Origin of the sequence: uncultured Algoriphagus sp., from assembly GCF_963974365.1 — a bacterium.
Taxonomy (GTDB): domain Bacteria; phylum Bacteroidota; class Bacteroidia; order Cytophagales; family Cyclobacteriaceae; genus Algoriphagus.
Window position 1 is genome coordinate 27525 of the sequence record NZ_CAXBBX010000020.1, and the last position, 21888, is coordinate 49412.

20 protein-coding genes and 1 tRNA gene are annotated in these 21888 nt (G+C 42.5%); 5 read left to right on the plus strand and 16 right to left on the minus strand.

Going from position 1 to position 21888, the window contains the following annotated elements:
- Nucleotides 1-92 precede the first annotated feature (92 nt).
- From AACZ87_RS20995 to AACZ87_RS21035, 9 genes are all read right to left on the minus strand, one after another.
- The gene (locus tag AACZ87_RS20995; protein WP_339870044.1) at nt 93-1535 is read right to left on the minus strand and encodes a rubredoxin; all 1443 of its coding nucleotides are present in this window, start codon (nt 1533-1535) and stop codon (nt 93-95) included.
- Between the two features lie 48 nt (nt 1536-1583).
- Nucleotides 1584-5108, minus strand: a complete 3525-nt coding sequence (locus tag AACZ87_RS21000) for a molybdopterin-dependent oxidoreductase (protein WP_339870045.1) — start codon at nt 5106-5108, stop codon at nt 1584-1586.
- Nucleotides 5109-5209: 101 nt separating this feature from the next.
- A complete protein-coding gene (locus tag AACZ87_RS21005; RefSeq protein ID WP_339870046.1) occupies nt 5210-6634 on the minus strand; it encodes an MFS transporter in 1425 nt (474 codons plus the stop codon).
- Nucleotides 6635-6779: 145 nt separating this feature from the next.
- Entirely contained in the window at nt 6780-7442 is a 663-nt protein-coding gene (locus AACZ87_RS21010; protein WP_339870047.1) for a response regulator transcription factor, read from the minus strand.
- A 63-nt stretch (nt 7443-7505) separates the two neighbouring features.
- On the minus strand, nt 7506-9317 hold the full coding sequence (locus AACZ87_RS21015; protein WP_339870048.1) for an ATP-binding protein: 1812 nt from the start codon (nt 9315-9317) through the stop codon (nt 7506-7508).
- Between the two features lie 4 nt (nt 9318-9321).
- A complete protein-coding gene (locus tag AACZ87_RS21020; RefSeq protein ID WP_339870049.1) occupies nt 9322-9900 on the minus strand; it encodes a DUF4202 domain-containing protein in 579 nt (192 codons plus the stop codon).
- A gap of 13 nt (nt 9901-9913) precedes the next feature.
- Complete coding sequence (gene nirD / locus AACZ87_RS21025; RefSeq protein WP_339870050.1) at nt 9914-10291, minus strand: nitrite reductase small subunit NirD; 378 nt, start codon at nt 10289-10291, stop codon at nt 9914-9916.
- A gap of 18 nt (nt 10292-10309) precedes the next feature.
- Nucleotides 10310-12820 (minus strand): nitrite reductase large subunit NirB, encoded by a 2511-nt coding sequence (nirB, locus tag AACZ87_RS21030; RefSeq protein ID WP_339870051.1) that lies wholly within the window; start codon nt 12818-12820, stop codon nt 10310-10312.
- Nucleotides 12821-13239: 419 nt separating this feature from the next.
- Nucleotides 13240-13662: a nucleoside-diphosphate kinase gene (locus tag AACZ87_RS21035; RefSeq protein WP_283412333.1), complete on the minus strand. Its 423-nt coding sequence runs from the start codon at nt 13660-13662 to the stop codon at nt 13240-13242.
- A 184-nt stretch (nt 13663-13846) separates the two neighbouring features.
- Here AACZ87_RS21035 and AACZ87_RS21040 point away from each other — a divergent pair, with 184 nt between their 5' ends.
- The 4 genes from AACZ87_RS21040 to AACZ87_RS21055 are packed head-to-tail and all read left to right on the plus strand — an operon-like array spanning nt 13847 to nt 17017.
- On the plus strand, nt 13847-14881 hold the full coding sequence (locus AACZ87_RS21040) for a DHH family phosphoesterase (protein ID WP_339870052.1): 1035 nt from the start codon (nt 13847-13849) through the stop codon (nt 14879-14881).
- Between the two features lie 47 nt (nt 14882-14928).
- Nucleotides 14929-15852 (plus strand): FKBP-type peptidyl-prolyl cis-trans isomerase, encoded by a 924-nt coding sequence (locus tag AACZ87_RS21045; RefSeq protein ID WP_339870053.1) that lies wholly within the window; start codon nt 14929-14931, stop codon nt 15850-15852.
- Nucleotides 15853-15900: 48 nt separating this feature from the next.
- Nucleotides 15901-16458, plus strand: a complete 558-nt coding sequence (locus AACZ87_RS21050) for an FKBP-type peptidyl-prolyl cis-trans isomerase (protein WP_339870054.1) — start codon at nt 15901-15903, stop codon at nt 16456-16458.
- A 7-nt stretch (nt 16459-16465) separates the two neighbouring features.
- A complete protein-coding gene (locus AACZ87_RS21055) occupies nt 16466-17017 on the plus strand; it encodes an FKBP-type peptidyl-prolyl cis-trans isomerase (protein WP_339870055.1) in 552 nt (183 codons plus the stop codon).
- A gap of 145 nt (nt 17018-17162) precedes the next feature.
- Here AACZ87_RS21055 and AACZ87_RS21060 read toward each other — a convergent pair whose 3' ends face one another.
- From AACZ87_RS21060 to AACZ87_RS21085, 6 genes are all read right to left on the minus strand, one after another.
- Nucleotides 17163-17477, minus strand: a complete 315-nt coding sequence (locus AACZ87_RS21060; protein ID WP_339870056.1) for a hypothetical protein — start codon at nt 17475-17477, stop codon at nt 17163-17165.
- A gap of 89 nt (nt 17478-17566) precedes the next feature.
- On the minus strand, nt 17567-18376 hold the full coding sequence (locus AACZ87_RS21065; RefSeq protein WP_339870057.1) for a ThuA domain-containing protein: 810 nt from the start codon (nt 18374-18376) through the stop codon (nt 17567-17569).
- 85 nt (nt 18377-18461) lie between these two features.
- Nucleotides 18462-18827, minus strand: a complete 366-nt coding sequence (rplS, locus tag AACZ87_RS21070; protein ID WP_091692379.1) for a 50S ribosomal protein L19 — start codon at nt 18825-18827, stop codon at nt 18462-18464.
- A 49-nt stretch (nt 18828-18876) separates the two neighbouring features.
- Nucleotides 18877-19593: a tRNA (guanosine(37)-N1)-methyltransferase TrmD gene (trmD, locus tag AACZ87_RS21075; RefSeq protein WP_339870058.1), complete on the minus strand. Its 717-nt coding sequence runs from the start codon at nt 19591-19593 to the stop codon at nt 18877-18879.
- A 3-nt stretch (nt 19594-19596) separates the two neighbouring features.
- Entirely contained in the window at nt 19597-20127 is a 531-nt protein-coding gene (gene rimM / locus AACZ87_RS21080) for a ribosome maturation factor RimM (protein ID WP_339870059.1), read from the minus strand.
- An 11-nt stretch (nt 20128-20138) separates the two neighbouring features.
- A complete protein-coding gene (locus AACZ87_RS21085) occupies nt 20139-20744 on the minus strand; it encodes a 30S ribosomal protein S16 (RefSeq protein ID WP_339870060.1) in 606 nt (201 codons plus the stop codon).
- A gap of 149 nt (nt 20745-20893) precedes the next feature.
- Between AACZ87_RS21085 and AACZ87_RS21090 the strand changes: the two genes are divergently transcribed.
- Nucleotides 20894-20965: transfer RNA gene (locus AACZ87_RS21090), tRNA-Arg, on the plus strand.
- 32 nt (nt 20966-20997) lie between these two features.
- Here AACZ87_RS21090 and AACZ87_RS21095 read toward each other — a convergent pair.
- Entirely contained in the window at nt 20998-21885 is an 888-nt protein-coding gene (locus tag AACZ87_RS21095; protein WP_339870061.1) for a sugar phosphate isomerase/epimerase family protein, read from the minus strand.
- Nucleotides 21886-21888: the final 3 nt, after the last annotated feature.

Below are 21888 nucleotides of genomic sequence, written 5' to 3' on the forward strand. Positions count from 1 at the left end.
GATAAAATACGTATAAATACTAAGTATTTTATTTTCTGTTATTTCTTCTCGAATCAGTATTCATTATACGACTGAAAACTGATCCCTGCCCACTATTCAACCTGCTTTTCAAAAGTCTTTTTTACGAACTTCGATTTAGGGGCTTCGCAAAGAGAGCAAAGGTAAGTCTCGGGTAAATCCTCAAATGCAGTCAATGGAGCAATATTCTGAACCAAATCTCCATATGTAGGATCGTATACTGTGAGGCAATCCGAGCATTGATAAGCTTCAGTTTTTATAGTCTCCTTTGGAGTAGCCAATTTTTTGGAACCCTCTGGCTTTTTTCCCAACTGGTCGAAGTACATCTTACTTAGCTCGATCAAAAGTCCCGGCAGTTCTACCTTATCCACTTCCTGTACGTAGACGATGTATTGCTGTGAGTTTGGATCAAAGTTTTTTGCATAAAGAAGATTGTACGTATTTCGGATTTTGATGCCTTCCAATCCTGCCGGAGGCTGATTTTTCTCTATGATAATGGACGTGAAATAATATGCCTTTCTGGTGTAATCAGTGATTCCAAAAGTAAGTCCGTAAGTACTGATGTCGCGTTTGTCAAAGTTGTCAACAAGATACTCTTTGAGTTTCAGCGCAGATTTATTGTTGACAGGAAGATGCCAATTCAGCTCCAGCATGGAGTGACGTACATTGATTCCGTAACGGCCCAGCAGTCTTTCCCATTCGATTTTTGTGTTTTCTGGAATTCCTTTAATGATAATGGATTTCCAGGGCGTGATGGAGATTTTTCCGATTCGGCTGTCCGCACAGAGGTCACAGAGCACCTTCAAAAAGTCTATGTAGTACTTATTATTTCTCCAATACAATCCCAACCAATAGCGATCATTACCGACCCGATTAATGCCTTCATAGTAGGGGAATGGATAAAAAGGCACTTCCAACGGACTGTCAACCGTCCGGTTGTTTGAGTCTACCCCTTCATTCACCAACTCAAAAAGAAACTGCACATCGGCTGGCTCTTCCTTCAAAATGTCTTCAATTGACGCAGCTACTTTTGCTATATCCCAACTGTAGATAAGCGCCGGGTACATCATTGTCTCTTCCCATTCTGGCAGACGGACGTACAGATACCAGTAATCCTCATGCTCCGAAGCAACGAAATTCAAGTGTCCTGTGAACAGCGGAACCAATCGTTGCTTTGGGTCAGTGATGTTGATTTTTAGATTTGGCTGTACCCGAAATTGTTCCAAAATGTATAAATACCGATCGCCAGTGAGCCATGGAGTATTTGGGAAAATGTCAGAGGACACATAGGATGAGATGATATTTTCTGCCCCAATTTCCTCTGGAGAAACCAGCTGAAATTTGTCTTGAGGATCAATTTCTAACTTGTCGTCTTCTTTGATGAAAAGAATGTCCTGACGCGAGCCCAGAGAAATCGTGTCCAATCCTGCGCTTTCTGCCAGTTCCAAAATCTGCTTTAATTCTGCGGGTGAAAGTACTCCGCCTCTTACGACTACTCTAGAATAATTTTGCTTCATCTGCTTACAAGTTACTTTCAAAGGATTTACTTAGGGTGATGGTTGATTTCACGCCAGTACTTTTGATTGATGGAGAATCTCTCTAACTTCTGTTTTACAACTTCCGCAACCCAATCCTGCGCCAGTTTGCTGGCATAGAGCAGTAAAATCCGTGCATCCTCCTGCAATAGCTTCCTGGATATTTCCTTCGCCTACACGGCTACAGCTACATACTAATTTTCCTATTACTGGCCTTGTATCAGAAGATCCCATTAACAAGGATTTTCGTTTTTCAGAAAGCTCAATTTTGTTTTCTATTAGGGATTTGAATTCAGCAAATTCGTTCTTGTCTCCCATCAAAACTGCCCCAATAAGTAAATCATCTTTGACAATACACTTCTTGTAATAACGCCGACTCATGTCAGTGAAAATGATTTCCTCGTAGGAGTCGTCATTTTCAGGAATGAGAATATCTCCAATGCTGCAAAGTTCCAGATCCTTAAATTTTAGAATGTTCATCAGCACAGATCCGCTGTAAATGCTACTCACATCACCAGCGATATAATTTGCCAAAACCATAGCTTGCTCCTCAGCAGCAGAAGTGATTCCGAAGAGTTGATTTTGGAATTCTGCGATCTCGCCTATGGCAAAAATGTTAGGGTAATTGGTCTGTAAGTGCTGATTGACCTTGATGCCACGACCACACAGGATCCCATTATCCCGGGCAATCTTGATGTTCGGCTGAGTGCCAATGGCATAAACTACCGCATTGGCGTAAATGATTTTTCCGCTTTTCAGGGTAATGGAAAGCGATTTGTGTTCTTCATCGTCGAAAACTGTGCTCACTTCGTTATCGAAGTAAACGTGGATTCCACGCTCCTGCACATCCAATGAAAGCAGCTTGCTGGAAACCTCATCCAGTTGTCGTTCCATGAGTCTGGAAGCGCGCTGCACGATTGTCACTTTCACACGGTTGTGCTGTAAGGCCGCAGCAAGTTCTAGTCCCAACAGGCCACCGCCTATGATGACCACATGCTGATTTTCAGGTGGTAATTTCGTCGAATCTAAGTAGTCTTTAAATCTATCCGCATCAATTTTACTACGCATAGTGAATCTACCAGGCAGGTCTAGCTGAGCATCTTTCGGTATAAAAGCTCTACTTCCTGTAGCTAGGATCAACTTGTCGAAAGGATATTCTTGCCCATTATCGTCAACCACCACCTGCTTTTCTGGATCGATCTTTTCTATGGAAAGGCCAGTATGAAGAGAGATTTTAAGCTTCTGAAGCTCATATTCCTTTATCTTCTGAAGTTGCTCCCAAGTCAATTCTTCTGTCACATATTCCGGCAAAAGCACCCGGTTGTAAAAGGGATGAGGCTCCTTAGAAAATACATGAATCTGATCGGAATCATTGTGCTCTCGGTAGTTTTGGATAAAGCGGAAAGCTGCTGCACCAGCACCCACAACCACTATTTTCTCTTTTTCTTTTTTGTATTTGGATACTGATACCGTCGTAAATTTAAAATCCGGTTCCTTGGATTGAGGATCGACTACAGTTTTGGTCAGGTTATTCGCACGGTTTAGATCCGATTGCAATTGCTTCCCCCAGTGCATTGGTAGGAAGACCACGCCTTCTCGAATGCTTTTGGAAAGCTTGGCCTTTACTCTCACTACGCCATTCTTGCTTTTCACCTCTACCACATCTCCGTCTTTCACCTTGTCCAAGTATGCATCGATTGGATTTATTTCCAGGACGGGACTCGGGTAATGTGTGCGAAGTCGGGATACTTTTCCCGTCTTGGTCATGGTGTGCCACTGATCACGAACACGTCCAGTCGTAAGAATCAATGGAAATTCCTTGCTGGTTTTTTCTGAAGTATTGGCGATCTGAGCAGGGATATTGAAGATCGCTTTTTGGGACGGTGTATAGAATTTATTGTCTGCGAAGAGTCTTGCAGTACCTGTGTGTCTGTACTCAGGCACTGGCCATTGAAAGGTGCCCTCACTTTTCAGTCTATCGTAGTTCAAAAAGGAAATATCAATGTTTGTACCTTTGGTCATGGCACAATATTCCTCGTAAATCTCCTCCGTATTGTTAAAATTAAAGCCTCGGAAACCCATTCTGCGGGCAAAATCGCAAAGTATCTCTACGTCAGTTCTAGCTTCTCCCGGAGGATTGATTCCCTTGTTGAGGTAAGAAATTCTACGCTCAGAATTGGTCATAGTGCCTTCTTTCTCCAGCCATCCTGCGGCAGGCAGGACTAAGTCTGCGTATTCAACCGTGTCAGCTTTGTGTGAAATATCCTGTACGACTACGAATTTGGCATTTTTCATCGCCTTTTCGATCTTCTTAGAGTTTGGCAAACTCACCATAGGATTGGTACAGATGATCCATACGGCTTTCATTTCCCCACTTTCCAAAGCATCAAACATCTCAGTGGCAGATAATCCAGGTTCTGGAGAAATCTCATTTACGCCCCAAAAATTCGCGACTTCCTGTCGGTGTACAGGATTATTCAGGTCCTTGTGAACGGCCAGTAAACTCGCCATTCCGCCTACTTCACGTCCGCCCATGGCATTTGGCTGACCTGTAAGCGAGAAAGGTCCATTTCCTGGCTTGCCTATTCTACCAGTAACCAGCGAAAGATTCAGTAGAGAAAAGTTCTTATCGGTACCTATGGCGCTTTGGTTCAGACCCATCGCCCACATGCTGATGAATCCTTTGGATTCGCCGATGATCTCTGCTACTTTTTTAATGTCGTCAACAGAAATTCCGCAGAGTTTTGAAGCTTCTTTCAAGGAAGTTGCCATCACTTGCTTGCGGTACTTCAGGTAGTTCTCGGTGTGTTTTTCTATGAATTCTTTATCTGCCAGTCCAATGTCGATGATTCTACGGCCGATGGCATTGTATAAAATAATGTCAGTACCAGGAATGATTTGCAGGTGAATATCCGCGAAAGTAGCAGAATCGGTTTTGCGTGGATCCACGACTATTATCTTCACATTGGGATTTTTCTCCTTATGCTTTTCCAATCTGCGAAAGAGGATGGGATGACACCAGGCGGGATTTGCGCCAGCAATCAAAAAAGCATCTGCAAGTTCTATGTCCTCGTAGGAAATAGGAACTGAGTCTTCTCCGAAAGTTTTCTTATAGGCAACTACCGCCGAGCTCATGCACAAGCGACTGTTGGTATCGATGTTATTTGTCCCCAAAAAGCCTTTTGTAAGCTTATTTGCGATGTAATACTCTTCAGTAAGGCATTGTCCTGAAATGTAAAAGCCTACACTGTTCGGTCCGTATTTCTGAATCAAAGATTTGAATACACCAGCAGCTCTGTCGAGTCCTTCGTCCCAGCTCACCCGCTCACGAGGATGAGATCTGCTCCAGCGCATCTCAGGATATAGAATTCTATCCGAAGTATCGTTGACCACATAGTGTAGATTGCGACCTTTGGAGCAAAGCATGCCCTGGTTCACGGGATGATTCGGATCACCTTCGACCTGAACTTTGTTTTGAGCATCTACCTCTGCAACTATTCCGCAGCCAACGCCGCAGTAAGAACAAGTGGTTTTGATTTTTTTATCTGGGATCACTACTCAATAGTTACTGTTGGAAATAGGTTAAGAACAAAATAGCTCATCCGCACGACAAATGGTCAAGGGCAGAAGAGCTATTTTGGGAGTAATGCTACAAGTTAATTATCAATTCTCACTAATTCAGGTTGCAGTTTGCTTAATTCTACCTCTGCTACTTTTTCATCTTCGGTGCTGAATCGAATGGCTAGAGCTACCATTCCTGATACCACGATCAATCCACCTATGACCAAGTATCCTGCTGATACAGCACTTGCAGCTGCTGCTGATTGGGCAGCTGCGGCTGCCTCAGCTCCTAATGCCTCGCTTGCAATTAGAGCAGTTTTCTCAGCGACGGCAGATTTGGAACTTAAGAAAAGTGCCGCCATAAATGCACCGAAATTTCCCCCGGCACCAACTATTCCTGAAATTGATCCTATTGCTTTTCTATTCACAAAAGGGACGACTGAGAAGGTGGCTCCTTCGGCCATTTGCACAGACAAACTGAAAGCAATTAGTAGTGCGAAGCCTACGAAAAGACCTGTGGCCAAAGAAAACAAACTAAGCATCAGTCCTTCTACAATTAGGATTGCAGCAAGAAACCAGACCCTCCCTTTTAATCCTCTTAATTTTCCAAATTTATCCCCAAAGTATCCGCCAAGTGTACGGGCAAAAATGTTCATCAGCGCGAAGGAAAGTACGATATTACCCGCAGTGATTCGCTCCAGTTGGAAGGTGTTCTGCAAGTAATCGTCCATGGTTCCATATACGGTTAGTTCTATTCCAAAACAGGCAGCATAGACAATGAACAGTAACCATACTCGGTAATCTTTAACTGCTTCTGCAAATCCCACTTTGTCTTTTTTGGTCGAAGGAACCTGCATTCCTCGTGCTTCCAATTCTTTGAAATTACCTTCAGGAGTGTCTTTTGTGAAGAAATAGTAAACTAGGCCCATGGAAAAGCAAACAATTCCTGCAATCACCATGGCGTAACGCCAGGCATCTGCCTCTGCTACCCCAGCTCCAATTACTATGGCTGCGATGATCGGCATTCCAAGCCTGTTGGCGCCTCCGCCTAAATTCCCCCAGCCTGCGGACGTTGCATTGGCAGTTCCTACGACATTGGAAGCAAACATCAGCGAGGTATGGACCTGAGTGATGACAAAAGAAGCACCAATAAATCCTGTCAACAGTCTGCAAATCATAAATTGCATTGGTGTCGTTACCAGTCCGCTCAAAACAACAGGAATGGATCCCAAAATCAAAAGCCAGGTGTAACAAAGTCTCGGGCCGTACTTATCGCAAAGTTTGCCGATAAGAAGTCTGGCGAAAACTGTTCCCGCTACTGCTAATACTGTAGCGTTCCATTTTTGGGCAGGAGTAAGGCCAAGATCCTTGACTACGTCTGGCATGAATGGGACGATGCCGAACCATGCGAAAAAGCAGATGAAGAATGCGATAGAGGTGATCCAGAAAGTTCGGATCGGAACGGTTTTAATGTCTAGTAGATTTAACCGTGTCGCTTTGTGTGTAAGTAGTGGTTCCATAATACTTAATTTTATCTACCATAAAAGTAAGTATAAATACGTAATTAGTAAAAATAATACGTAATTAATTTAGAATAAAAATAAAAAATCCATTCAGATTGCTCTAAATGGACTTAAGACTACTTATAAAACTTAGTAAGACTTTCTAGATCAAATTCAATTCTCTGGATTTGGTAGTGAGCTCTACCAGATTCTTCACGTTCATTTTCTTCATCAGGTTAAACCGGTGAACCTCTGCCGTTCTTTTGCTGATTTCCAGTGCATCGGCGATTTCATTATTTCCTTTTCCTTCCAGTATGAGTTCTAAGATCTGCTTTTCTCTGTTTGTCAGATTAGCCAATTCTTCCGGAAGCACATCGGACTTGGAAGATGCTTTGGGTTTTCCGTTCACAAAATTGCTGATAATATATGCCGACACATCTCCAGCAAAAAATTTCCCGCCATTGGAAATCGTGTGTAAAGCCTTTAAGAACTCACTTTTAGAGGATCCTTTCAGCAAATACCCATCTGCTCCAGCCTGAATAGCCTCTACTACATACTCTTCCGAATCATGCATGGAAAGCACGAGTTTCTTGATTTTTGGAAAGGATTTGGTCATTTCCTTAACTACTTCCAATCCGTTCATTCGAGGCATTCGAATGTCCACTATTAGTAGATCAGGATTTTGCTTGGCAATTACTTCCAGCGCTTCTTTACCATCAGATGCCTCATCGATCACCTGAAATTCAGCCTCACTTTCAAGTAGTGACTTGATTCCATCCCGTACCAATTCGTGGTCATCTGCTAAAACTATCTTTATTGGGTTCATATGAGCTTAAGTAAATAAATACGTAGTAAAGTAACAGAATTTACGTATAAAAATCTAGAAAATCTAAGTCAAAGGAATGTTGATAGTGACTTTGGTACCTTCGTTTGGAGAAGAATTGATGAATAATCTTCCATTGATGTATTTCACCCGCTCCCGCATGAAGGTCAGTCCCATTCCGCCTTCTTTGTCTGGTTTGGATTTCAGCTTAGACTTATCGAACCCTTTTCCATTATCATCCACGATTATGCTCAGGATATTTTGACTATGCGAAACTGTCACGATGATGTGAGAGGACTCTGCATATTTAATTGCGTTGTTAATCGCTTCTTGCGTAATTCGATACAAATTAATTTCTATCAAGGAATCTAATCGCTGGGAGAATTCAGATTTGTTGAAAAGCACGATCTCTTTTCCGGTGAGCTTTGAGAGCTCCTGAGTCAATTCCGTCAGGGCAGGGACAATTCCGTAATCTTTTAATTCAGGTGGGGTAAGATTGAAAGTGGCAGTTCTTACTCCTTTGATGATATTCGAAGTCAGCTCTTTGAGCTTAATGATCTTCACCTCGGCTTTCTCAGGATCGGTGGTGTCCACACTTTCCAGTAAGTATTTCAGTCCAGTGAGCATCTGACCGATACCATCGTGAATATCTTTTGCAATACGATTTTGCTCATTTTCCTGATTCTCGATGATTTGCCGGGAAATCACCTTTTGTTGATGCATTTTTTCCTCGAAACTCTCCTTTGTGAGTTGCTCTACCTGATGCATAAATTCCTTACGCTTGGTAATATCCAGGCAAATCAAAATCAGTTCGGATTTGTCCTCAGCAGAATTGAAAGGAATCATGGAGACGTCAAGCCAGATATCTTCGCCAGTCTGTGAAGTGGTTTTTAGTTCACCTTCCCAGCCTGCTTTTTTGTTTTCGGCGATGATGCGATCTATCGTGAGCTGCTCATTTTCAAGAGGGGAAAGCAAATCTGAAATCTTCGCATTGATGTTGAATTTTTGTGCTTTATATAATCTGCTGAAGCGCTCACCAATGTGGGTGATGTATCCTTCCGGAGTGATCCTTGCGAAAAGCAGAATCTGATCCATAGCTTTGCTCAAAGCCTGTAATTCCCGTACAGATTTTTCCTTGGATTGACTCAAGATATCCGCGTTTTTGGCCATTTGAATAGCTTTTTCCTCGGCATCCATCAGCTCGTGAATACTGGCTTTCATGGCTTTTGCCGAAGGCCAAAAAATGATTAAAAACTCACCAACCAGCACGAGCAAGGTGAAAAGGGTAATGAGTAATTCCACCCGCTGAAGGGCTGAGACTTTCTCCTTTGCTTCGTGATCGTATTGGTTCACGATCTCATCCATTTTCACCAAAAAGCTTGTTGCATTACTCTCTATGCTTTTCAGCTGATCTGCCATGGCTGTGGAGTCTGGTGCATCAGCAGATTTGAGAAAAATGAAATTCTGTGTAGCCTCAGTGACTTGCTTGAAATAAGGATTAATCTCTTCAAACATCTTCGTGACCTCGGGACTATTTTCCACGCTGAAATCCTGGGATTCATCCCCGAGTTGCAGGATTTGATGGGCGTTTTCCCAGCGACTCATGGTGTGCTGGATCGAATCGGCGAGTAGCCCAATAGCTTCAGGAGACGTGGCTGTAGAAAGCAGAAGCACTTCCTTGTTCAGCTTTTGGCTGAGCATGCGCTGCCGACCAGCCACATTGACCAGTCGGCTGTCATTTTCCTGATCATTCAGATGTTTTCTGATGAGAATCTGGCTCGCAATCAGGGAGATGGCTATAGCTCCCAAGGCAATGATGTAAAGTCTACGTAGACGATTAAAAGTATCTTGATCCAGGGATCGCGGTGTACCAGTCATTTGATTAGGTAATGGCTTCTTTGACTAATTCTAAACTTGAGGGTGAAAGAGGTAATTGTAATGCTGCCCTGTGCCCTTTTTCAGACATTTTTGCCCAGGTTTTTTGAAGTATGTCGATGATTTTGGCGGATTCATGCTTGGCCGCAAATTCTTCAAAATAATACTCCAAAAAGACCAGGCAGATGACGTCTTCCATGGTTTGAGTATCTGGATCTGTTTTCAGTTGCTTCTTTCGGATAAGAAATTTCGTTCGTTCTATGGTCTCTTCATCGTAACCAGCATCCTGAAGTATCTCAGCAGCCATGTCAGCATGCATCTTTTTCAGCTCTTCTCTCCACTTGAGATATCCTACTCTATCCATTGGGTAGTCTGACCTTGGAATCTTCCATCTTCCGATGTGCTGTGCCCTGACGGCTAGCTGCATAGCTTCTGATGATTCAGGATCGAATTGATCCAGTTTTTCGGTCATACGAATGGAGTACAACAGCTCTTTTGCAATCTCTTTTCCCGCTACTACTTCTTTGATGGGGTCTTCCGCATTGACCTGATCGATCAATGAGATTGCTTTTTGGAATTTGTTCATGTGTGAAATTGGATTAATCTGCGAATCCAATATATACATTTCCCTCCTGAATCCTGACCGGATAAGTTGCAATACTATATTCTTCGCCGTTCAGATTGCTGCCATCTTCCAGCGAAAAGGTCTTCTTGTGAAGCGGGCAGGCCACTTTGGGGATTCCTTGTGAATCTCCCGTCATGCCTCGGCTTAAGACCATTTCCATCTTGTGGGGGCAAAGGTTTTGGCAGGCATACCAAGAGTTGGTTCTCGTAAAATAGTAAACTGCTATTTGCTTGGAGTTGTATTTCACACAGGCACCGGCATTAGCAGGGAAGTCATCTGTCTGACCTACTTTGATCCAATGAATAGCATGTTCCTCTGCTACGGATTGATAATTTTTTAATAATTCTTCCATGATCTTATTCGTATAGGATTACCAAGGTCTAGGCATTTTTTGATCTCTCATCGGCACGAATACCAAACTCTCGTCGGTCTCATCAGAGTTGACAAAAGGCTTAAATCGCTTCATCATTTGTGGATCTTCGATGGCTTCTTTCCATTCGCAGGCATATCGCTGCACCAGTTCCTCCATTTCTGCTTCCAGTTCTTCGCCGATTCCGAGGCTATCTTCCACCACCACTTTTTTCAAATAGTCAATTCCACCTTCCAGTTTTTCCAGCCAAGGAGCTGTCCGCTGAAGGGGAGCAGCAGTTCTGATGTAATAGACTAGGAATCTATCTAAGTATTTGATGCAGGTTTCGTCATCCAGTTTTTCTGCCAAAAGGATTGCGTGCTTCGGTGTAGCTCCGCCGTTTCCACAGACGAAGAGGTTCCATCCGCCTTCCACTGCGATTACGCCAAAGTCCTTTCCTCTTGCCTCAGCACATTCACGGATACATCCAGAAACACCGCCTTTTAATTTGTGAGGTGAACGAAGACCTTTGTAGCGCTCTTCGATTCGGATTGCAAAGCTTACGCTGTCATGCAAACCGTATCTGCACCAAGTCGATCCTACGCAGCTTTTGACTGTTCTAAGTGATTTGCCGTAGGCGTGACCACTTTCAAAGCCAGCATCAATAAGTTCTTTCCAAATCATAGGAAGTTCATGAAGCTGAGCTCCAAAAAGATCAATACGTTGACCTCCTGTGATTTTGGTGTAGAGATCGTATTTCTTAGCGACTTGCCCCAGAACCATCAGTTTCTCAGGAGTAATTTCTCCGCCCGGTACTCGAGGTACTACGGAGTAAGTGCCGTTTCTCTGAATATTTGCCAAAAATCTATCGTTGGAATCCTGGATGGGAGCCTGGCGATTGGCAGTTTCCATGTAAATACTGGCGAAAATGGAAGCTAAAACAGGTTTGCAGGTTTCGCAACCGTGACCTTTGCCATGACGATCCAGTGCTTCGTCAAAATCCATAATGCTATGAAGCTTCACCAAATCGTACATTTCCTGACGGCTGTATTCGAAGTGCTCGCAGATGGTTTCCTTCACTTCCTGACCCATGGACTTCAAAGTCTCTTTCACCAAGTCGGTCACCATTGGTTTACAGCCGCCGCAGGAACTGGAAGCTTTGGTGCTCTTTACCACATCTGCGAAAGAACAGCAGGAACCACTCGTGATCGCACCACAAATGGCGCCTTTGGAGACTGCTTCGCAAGAGCAAATTTGTGCTGTATCTGGCAGATCGAGTACTGAGCCTAATGCACTTTTGCTCTCACCACCTCTGGAACCCAAGATCAAATCTTCCGGATTCTCTGGAAGCTTCATCGCATTAATGTAAAGTTGAAACAGGGTATTGTAATCTGAAGAATCTCCGACCATGATGCCTCCAAGGAGCTTTGAGCCATCTTTGGCAATATTGATTCTTTTGTAAACTCCTCGTTGCTTGTTTTCATAGACAATCGCGGTGACTTCATCGTTTTCGATAAAAGGATCACCAAAAGAAGCCACTTCTGTACCTACCAGTTTCAGCTGGGTAGACATATCTATGGAAGGACTCATGAGTTTTTCTCCTCCAGTGATATGCTCCACAGCCACCCCAGCCATCTCATAGCCTGGAGCTACTAGGCCGTAGATGCCATTATTATATAGTGCTACTTCCCCGATCGCATAGATAGCCGGATCGGAGGTTTCCATTTTATTATTTACATAGACTCCACCGCGCTCTCCGGTTTTCAGGCCACATTTCACCGCCAATTCATCTCGCGGGCGAATCCCGGCTGAAATAATCAGCATGTCTGTTTGAAGTGAAGTATCGTCTGTAAAATTGATTTTTTCAATACCTTCTTCACCAATGATTTCCTGGGAGTTTTTGCCCAAATGAATTTTCATCCCAAGGCTCTCAATCTTTCTCTGAAGCATATCACTGGCAGCTTTGTCCAGTTGACGAGGCATCAAGCGGGGAGCGAACTCGATTACGTCTGTTTGCATTCCAAGTTCTTTGGCGGCATTTGCAGCTTCCAGGCCTAGCAGTCCGCCGCCAAGGACTGAAGCTTTGAATTTTCCTTCATGCTTCAGTTTTTCTGCATACTCCTGAATCGCATCAAGGTCCTCTATAGTCCTGTAAACAAAAACACCAAGTTTATCAACGCCTTTGATAGTCGGGACAAAAGGGGCGGAACCTGTGGCTAAGATCAAGTAGTCGTATTCGAAATAGTCATGCTTGTGCGTGAAAACCCGCTTAGTTTCAGTTTCGATGGAGGTAATCATTTCTCCCGTGCGAAGTTCGATGTGATTCTCATCATACCATTCGCGGGAAGCTAAGAGCAGCTTGTCCGCAGAGTCCAGCGAAAAGTATTCACTGAGGTGAACACGATCGTATGCTGGGCGGAATTCTTCACCGAAGACAACCACCTCAAACTGATCACGAAGAGGGTGAGCGGCTAGTTTTTCGCAAAACTTATACCCCACCATTCCATTTCCTATGACAATAACTTTCTTCATGGCTACGTAATTTAGAGCTCAAATATAAGTATAAATACGTAATTCAAAAGAAAAAATTAAATAAATACTTAATTGTAATAAGTAATTTCAATTAGCTATTAAAGTGAAAAAGTGCCCCTAGTGAGGTTTTATGGTTAATTTTTGTGTTGGATCCAGCTTAATACGTATTTTCTCATACTAAGTGTATGGCTTACGTACCTGATTTGTTTTTTTAAGTAAAACTTAGAATTTGCCTACTACTGCTGGGCGTTGCTGTACGGAATGAAGAGACTTTTACTCCAGAGTTTTTAGAAAAGAAGGATTATCCATTATCGCGATCTCTGCTAAACCTCTGCGCTCACTGCAGTTAAAAAAGATTGATTTTAATCAAAAAAAAGCACCCCAAGATGAGGTGCTTTCAATTTTATTTTCGTTAAGAATTAACCTACTCTTTCGATTTGAGAGAAGTAGAATGCTCCTTCGATAGCTGCGTTTTCGTCTGAGTCAGAACCGTGCACTGCATTTGCTTCGATCGACTTAGCGAAGATCTTTCGGATAGTACCTTCTGCTGCATCAGCAGGATTAGTAGCACCGATCAATTTCCTGAAATCTTCCACTGCATTGTCTTTCTCAAGGATAGCAGCGATGATAGGTCCAGAAGACATATATGCGCATAGATCAGCGTAGAATGGTCTTTCTGAGTGAACTTCGTAGAATTTACCTGCGATAGCTGGAGTCAATTGAGTAGCTTTCATGGCTACGATTTTGAAGCCTGCTTCTTCGATCATTTTAAGGATTGCTCCAGAATTGCCTGCAGAGAAAGCGTCAGGCTTGATCATGGTGAATGTTCTGTTAGTTGCCATGTTATTGGTATTTCATTGGTTTAAATCGGGCGCAAAAATAGACTTTTTCAGTTCAATCTCCCTATAAAGTTTTGTTTTTATCCCTTACTGTCTTCATAATCAGTGTAATAGAATAATTGGGAATTGTCGAAAAATTCCTGACCTTTGCGAGCTACAAGAGCCAAAAAGCAGCTAAATGTATAAAATGGAAGCTTTAGCCTCGTTTAAGAGAGAGATATCTTCACCCAAAAAAATATTCATCACTACTCACGTCAAGCCCGATGCCGACGCATTGGGTTCTTCATTGGGATTGGCTAACTACCTGCTCAAGAAAGGACATGAAGTGACTGTGGTGACTCCTACGGATTATCCTTCATTTCTCAACTGGATGAAAGGCAATGATGATGTACTGGATTTTAGCAATCCTACACAGACAGAATTAGCCACCAAAAAGTTGAATGAGGCGGATGTTATTTTCTGTTTGGATTTCTCTGTTCTTAATAGGGTAAATGAATTAGGCGAAATGATCCGAAATTCGGATGCGTACATCGTCAATATTGATCATCATCAAGACCCTGAAGATTTTGCTGATTATCGTGTATGGAGTACAGTGGCCGCGGCGACCTGTGAGTTGGTCTATGAATTGGTCGTGCAACTAGGCGATGAATCACTGCTAGACAAGGACATCGCTGAATGTCTCTATGCTGGGATCATGACCGATACGGGTGGATTTAGACATCCGAATACTACCAAAAATGTTCACCTAGTTGTAGCAGAATTGCTGGATCTAGGAGCTGACAGTTCTCAGATTGCAAATTGGATTTACGATTCCAATTCTGTCAACCGACTCAAGTTTATAGGTTTTGCGATTAGTCGTCGTCTGGTGGTCCACGAAGATCTCCACATGGCTTATTTTGCGATCAGCAAAAAAGATCTTAAAAAATATCAAAGCCGCACCGGTGACACCGAAGGTTTGGTCAATTATGCATTATCTTTGGATGGGATAAAGCTGGCTGCCTTGTTTTCGGAACGCGAAGACGGAGTCAAAATCTCTTTCAGATCTTCCAGTGAAGTGGCTGTCAACAAGTTTGCTGCAGAATACTTCGATGGAGGTGGACATAAAAATGCCTCTGGAGGCAAGTCTACGTTGAGTTTGAAAGATACCGTAGAGCGATTTGAATCGCTGGTAGAAGAGCATCAGGAAGAATTATTCCGGATTATGCCCGCTACAGCAGATTGAATAGCTATAAGCCTTCTTTAATTACCTTGAAAAATCACTTATCCTTTATGAAAAATTCAAAAAGCCTTTTGGCAATCCTTGCTCTTTTGGTAGGAGCGAGTTCACTGACTGCATGTAAAAAAACAAAAGTCACAGAGAAAGATGGTATAGAATATACCTATGTGAAAGAAGGCAATGAAAAAGCTCCAAATGGAGAGTTTTTGCTTTATAACCTTAAAATTACCACCTCGTCTGATTCAGTTATTTTTTCTACTGCAGATAATCCTTTTCCAGGTTACCTGAAAGTGGATGATACTATGCCAATCAATAATGGTATGGATGAAATCTTCCTTGGCTTGCGCAAAGGAGACAGCATCACGCTTGAGTCGAATGTAAAAACTATTTTTGGTGAGAACTTCCCGCCACCGTTGAAAGAGGATGATCAGGTCAAAGTGAGATTGGGAGCTTTTGAAATCATGAACGAAGAGGCCATTCAAGCTTACTTCGAGAAGGTAATGGCTGCAGAAGACGAGAAGAAAGCTGAGCGTGCGAAAGAAAGGTTAATTGAAGAAGATAAGATTATCCAAGATTACATCAAGGAGAAAGGCCTTGAAGCACAGAAAACAGAGAGCGGTCTTTATTACGTAATCGAAGAAGAAGGAACAGGAGACCCAGTAGCTCCGGGCGCTACCATGTCTGTGGATTATGCTGGTTATTTGATCGACGGTACTTTATTTGATACCTCTATCGAGTCAATAGCTAGAGATAACAATATGTTTAACGAAGGAAGACCGTATGAGCCTCTTCCAGTGACTGTAGGAATGGGTCAGGTGATTCCAGGATGGGACGAAGGTTTGTTGCTTTTGAAAAAGGGATCTAAAGGTAAATTCCTTATTCCATCACCTTTAGCCTATGGTGAAAATGGTGCAGGTGCTATGATTCCAGCAAATTCAGTTCTAGTTTTTGATGTGGATGTAGCGGATGTGCAATAGTATCCGTATAGGAGCTAGTGCTAATTGAAAACTATTAAACCAACTACAATGAAAATTAGAATATTTGCCATTTTAAGCTTGATCGCTGCGACTCTTGCATTTTCTTCATGCATCGATGATGAGGCCACAGAAGAGGTTGTCTTCAATGAAGACTTAGCTGAAATTCAAGCTTACCTTGATACTACTTCTATTGTTAATGTTAAGGAGTATTATGATGAGGGTAGGGGAATCACTGTGATCTGGCAAGAACTATCTGCAAGCAATGATACCGTGGCTCTAGGAGATACTCTTAAAGTAAATTATATAGGGAGATTACTTTCTGGTAAGGCATTTGATACTTCTTTAGAAGATGTCGCAAAAGCAGAGGGGGTTTATAATTCTCAAAGAAAATACATGCCTCTTGTCTTTCGAATCGGTATTGGACAATTAGTTACTGGATTCGAAGTGGCCACTTCAGTAATGGAGGTTGGAGATAAGGCAACGGTATTTATTCCTTCTTTTTATGCTTATGGTCGACAAGGTACTTCGGATGGACGTATCCCTGGAAACACACCTATCATGTTCGAACTGGAATTATTAGAAGTTACTCCTGGACCTCAACAATAAAATGAAGATGTATAGACTTAGTATTTTCGCTTTCTTAGTTTTAGCAGTCGCATTCGTAAGTTGCGATGCGAAAAATCCCTACGATACAGGGCCTGCCTATGACAGAGAAGGAAATTTAGCCAAAGACAGTTTATTAATCGTTGATTACTTGGAGACAGCGGAAATAGATAGTCTATACAGAATATATGATCCGAGTGGAGTAGTCATCATAGTGCAAGAAGAAGGAGCTGGCTCACGTCCGATTACAGGCAATGTAATCTACTCTAGATACATAGGCTCGCTGATGAGTGACGGTACTGTGTTTGACACGAATATTGAAAGTGTGGCAAGAGATAATGATCTCTATGTGGAAGGTAAAGAATATGACCTTCTTAGCTTCCTACTTGGGACAGGGACTGTTATAGAAGGATGGGATATAGCATTCAGACGATTGAGGCCAGGTTCCAAGGCACAGTTTATTATTCCGTCTACATACGGGTACAGGGATTCTCCTAATACTGATAGAATACCAGAAAATTCAGTCTTGATATTTGATGTTGATTTCAAAGGAATGGACTAGTCATAACCTACTAAAGAGGGCTTCGGCCCTCTTTTTTTTTGCTTTTAGGTAGTTGTGCTATTTTTTAGTGATGCCTCTTTGCACTGTAATTTGCTTGTTTTGTCGACTTATTTGTTCATTCATTAGCTAACTGAACTGGCTTTTTTCAAGCCACAAGATGTTGGGTTTTTCCTTCTTTTTGGATTTTTTTATGTAACCATCCTAGCAGGAAAAATGCGATCAGAAATCCTACAGCAGGAAAGGAGAAAAAGATCATTTGCCAAACCGTACTGTTGCTTTCTGGATAAAATTCAAAAAGAGAAAATTGAAGCCAGAGATCCCAATCGTCTATGATTCCTAAGTAGGCTAGGTAGATCATGTAACCCATGATTGCGATCATCAAGGCACAGAATACCATTGCGATTCTAATGAAAACTTTTGCGAGAGCATAACTTGGGTCAATGGAAAAAGTAGCATTCATAGTCAAAGAGTTTCAGGTGAAATTGAGGTTTAATCGTCTATATACCAATTTCTTAACGTTAAATACTGTGAAAAGTATCTTTTTGAAACTCATTTTTTATTGATAAGCCAAAGTATCGAATTGAGAATCACATGCTCCTGGTTTGTGCTGCTAAATGTCGAACTCAGTGTTTCATTGCTTCCCCCCTCATAATCCATGTCGTTGTGGCCCATGTTGAAATAGATCATCTTATAGTTTTTATTGCGCCAGATCACGGGGTAATAGCCTTGATTCCAGACCTCATGCACTTTTGGTCCTGTGCCTAAAGGGAAGCTGCTAGGGTCAATAGAAGCGAGAATCTGTATGTCGGGATTTGTACGAAGGTCGTGTTCCCATCTGTACCACTCATTTGGAGCAGCGTTAAATGTAGCAGAAATGCTCTCGAAAATGTCGTGTGAGGGTTGTTCTACTTTCAGAATAGCAGAAGTCGGTCTCCAGGTATTGCCGGAGTATTGCCCAGATCCGAGAAACTCCTCGTGGTACCAATCCCAGTCTTGTGGGAAATCAGAAGGTGTCAGAGCAAAAGCAGAGAAGTGAAAGCCTAACCAAGCGCCACCTTTTTTCATGTAGCTCTCAAAAACTTCACGCTGTTCCGGCAGCTCAGGTCTGGTGTCTAAGAAAACTACCAGTTGATAGTTACTCAGATTCTCCACATGCATTTCCTCCCAATCCGAAGTAGAGTAGAACTCAAACCCATTTTCATCCCCTTGCCTTGCAAACCATGGTAGCGCTTCGTTAACAAAGGAAATATGGGCTAGATCATTTTTCGCAGTATAGAATGCGATGACTTTGGGGCGTTGCTGAGCGCTTCCTAAAAATGGGGTTGAAAGAGCAATCAGAAGAATTATAAATTGTTTCAAAGTAGTTGGGTTATCCTTCCTAATTTAGGAAATAAAAAAAGGAACCCATTACTGAGTTCCTTTTCGATTTCAAACGGGAGAAATCTTACTTTCTCACTCTGATTTTTTCCTTGATACGTGCAGCTTTACCCTGACGTCCTCTTAGGTAGAATAGACGAGCTCTTCTTACTTTACCTTGTCTCAACAGATCGATTTGCTCGATAGCAGGAGAGATGATAGGGAAGATTCTCTCTACACCGATACCATTGGATATTTTTCTTACAGTGAAAGTTTCACCATTAGAGTTAGGGTTTCTACGCTGGATCACAGTTCCTTGGAACTGCTGGATACGCTCCTTGCTACCTTCTTTGATACGTACGTGTACGTTGATGGTATCGCCAGCTTTGAATGAAGGGAATTTAGCTCTTACCTCGCTGTATTCCGCTTCTACTATTTTCATTAGATCGCTCATAGCTTTATATTTTTATGCTTTCGCTGTTTGCCAACGCGTGGCTTATTGATTATTTCTTATACGATTCTGCATCGCTTTTCCCAGGTTGGTTGTCACTGAGCAAGTCAGGTCTTCTCTCTTGGGTTCGGCGAACCGATGCTTCAAATCTCCATTCGTTTATCTTGGCTTCATGTCCTGATAGCAATACCTCTGGTACTTTCATCCCGTCGTATTCGGCGGGGCGAGTGTACACCGGCGGTGCAAGCAGTCCATCCTGGAAAGAATCTGTCAAAGCTGAGGTTTCATCATTCAGCACTCCCGGAATCAGGCGAATCACTGCATCAGCCACTACAGCTGCTGCTAATTCTCCTCCGGAAAGTACGTAATCACCAATGCTAATTTCTTTGGTGATGAACCGTTCTCTTACTCGCTCGTCCACGCCCTTATAATGACCACAAAGGATCAGTAGGTTTTGGTTGAGCGAAAGGGCATTTGCCATGGGCTGATTGAAACGAGCTCCGTCAGGTGTCATGTAGATGATCTCATCGTACGTGCGTTCCTTCTGAAGTGCTTCTATGCAACGAGCGATGGGCTCGATTGACATTACCATCCCTGCTCCCCCTCCAAAAGCGTAGTCATCGACCTGCTTTTGCTTGCTTGTTGAATAATCCCGTAGGTTAATCACGCGAATACTAGCTAGTCCTTTGTCCTCCGCTCTTTTCAGAATGGAGTGAGCAAAAGGCCCTTCCAATAATCCCGGTACTACAGTGATGATATCAATGTGCATGGGTTAGTCTTCCAGATAAATTTCAAGTAAACCTTCGGGTAATCGGCAGTAAACTTTTTTAGCTGCCTTGTCCACCTTTAGGATAATTCCGTCCTGAATTGGTATCAGTACTTCTTTTTCCTTGTGTGTTACTCCGAGGAGATTCTGTGTCTCCAGATCATAAACGATCTGAATAGGTCCGATCAGGCCTTCTGTCTCGTCAAAGACTTCGAATCCGATCAACTCATGAAAGAAGTATTGGTCATCTTTCAGTTCAGGTAAAGCTGTCAAAGGAAGATAAACTCCCAATCCAACCAAATCTTCTACCTGATCCAACGAGTTCAAATCCTCAAATTTCGCCAATGCTTTATTTCCAGGTTGGAGTACAAAGTGCTCCAGGAAAAACGGCACCAGCCGGGATTTTTGCTCTAAGAATAAATGCTCTAATGTCTCATAATCCTCAGGATAATCGACATCCAGCACTATCATTACTTCTCCACGAAGTCCATGAACTTTAGACACGTAGCCTAACTGAAAGCTTTGGTCCTTATTCATGGGGATTTATATTATGCTTTTGCTTCGTCTTCGCCAGACTCAGGAGCTTTTTCTTCTGCAGGAGCTTCAGCCTCAGCAGCAGGAGCTTCTTCAGTTGCAACTTCTTCTACCGGGGCAGGATTGTTAGCAGCTTCAGCAGCAGCTAGAAGAGCTTTTTGCTCATCTTCTCTTGCTTTGATAGCATCAAGCCTTGCCTGGTTCTTAGCAGCTTCAGCATCGAATGCTTTCTTCTTAGCATCAGCTTTAGCAGCAGTGATACCCTCAGTTTTTCCAGCAATTTTAGTCTCTTTATCGGTCAACCATGCTTCGAATTTCGCGTCTGCTTGTTCTTGGGTGATTGCACCTTTCAATACACCAATCTGAAGGTGTTTTTTCAGCATCACACCTCTGTAAGAAAGCATAGCTTTTACAGTGTCTGTTGGCTGAGCTCCATTCAACAACCATTTAAGAGCGCGCTCATTGTTGATGTTAATAGAAGCAGGATTCGTGTTTGGATTGTAAGATCCGATTTTTTCGATGAAGCGTCCATCACGTGGAGCTCTTGCATCAGCTACAACCACGTCGTAGATAGCCATTTTTCTTCTACCTCTTCGTGCTAATCTGATTTTTACTGACATAAATTATAATGTATTTAGTGAGTGGATGGAACCCGTCCATCCTAATTTTGGAGTGCAAAGATAGTGTAAATACTTGTAAAGCCATAAGTTGGCTAAAGAATATTTGCCTTAAAGCGGGCTTTTCTTTTATCTTGCGAGATATATTATTTGGCCCCGTAGTTCAATGGATAGAACAAGCGTTTCCTAAACGCTAGATCTAGGTTCGATTCCTAGCGGGGCTACTTCGTAGGGTAAAGCTGAAAAATTCAAATCCTTACTTCATTGCTTCCCTAATCTCTTTTAAAAACACTGAAACTTTCACTCTTGGATCACCTTCGCCTAATGTCTCAATTGGAATATATCCACGATAGCCAGAATTCTTAATTAAGGCCATGACTTTGGCAACATCAGTTTTTTGCTCCGCACCATTTAGATACAAGTTTTCCTTGAGTTGCCAACTCACGGCGTAGGGAATAGCCTTTTCTATTTCTTTATAAGCATCATTACGAAAACTTCCAATATCCAGAATCAACCCAAACCAATCTGAGTTTACTCGATTGATGATTTCAATAGTCTCATCCGCTGTTTTTAAAAAATCATGGTGGTTTTGTATGCCAACAATAACTCCATGAGCTTTTCCAAATTCAACACATTCCTTAAGATCTGCGACCATATAATCCACTACTTTTTCGCGAGGGATATTACTAACATCAGCAGTTCCGGAGAAAACCCGGATTACTGGAGCTCCAAGTTTTTCTGCAGCTATAATCCAATTTTTCACCAATTCAACACTTGCTTTTCGTACTGCAGGATCCGGATCTGAAAAATCGTTGCGAACACCAGTTCCGCTAATTTCTAAACCTAACAAAAAAGCCTTTTGCTTGATGTGGTACAAATACTCATCTGAAGGCACTTCCGGGTAACCCGGGAAATAATAGGCTGTAATGTCTACTGCATCAAACTGGTTGGCAGCACAATATTCCAACAATTCATCTAGGCTCATTTCCCCTTTCATCAATGGCCGATTAAATGAATAGGCATTTAGGCTGGTCTTTAATTTTGTAGGAAGTTGTTGCTGTGAATTTCCTGTTAAAGGAAACCAAATGACCAAAATGAGAAGGAGAACAATAATGTTGATTTTATCTTTCTGATTTCGGTTCATAGT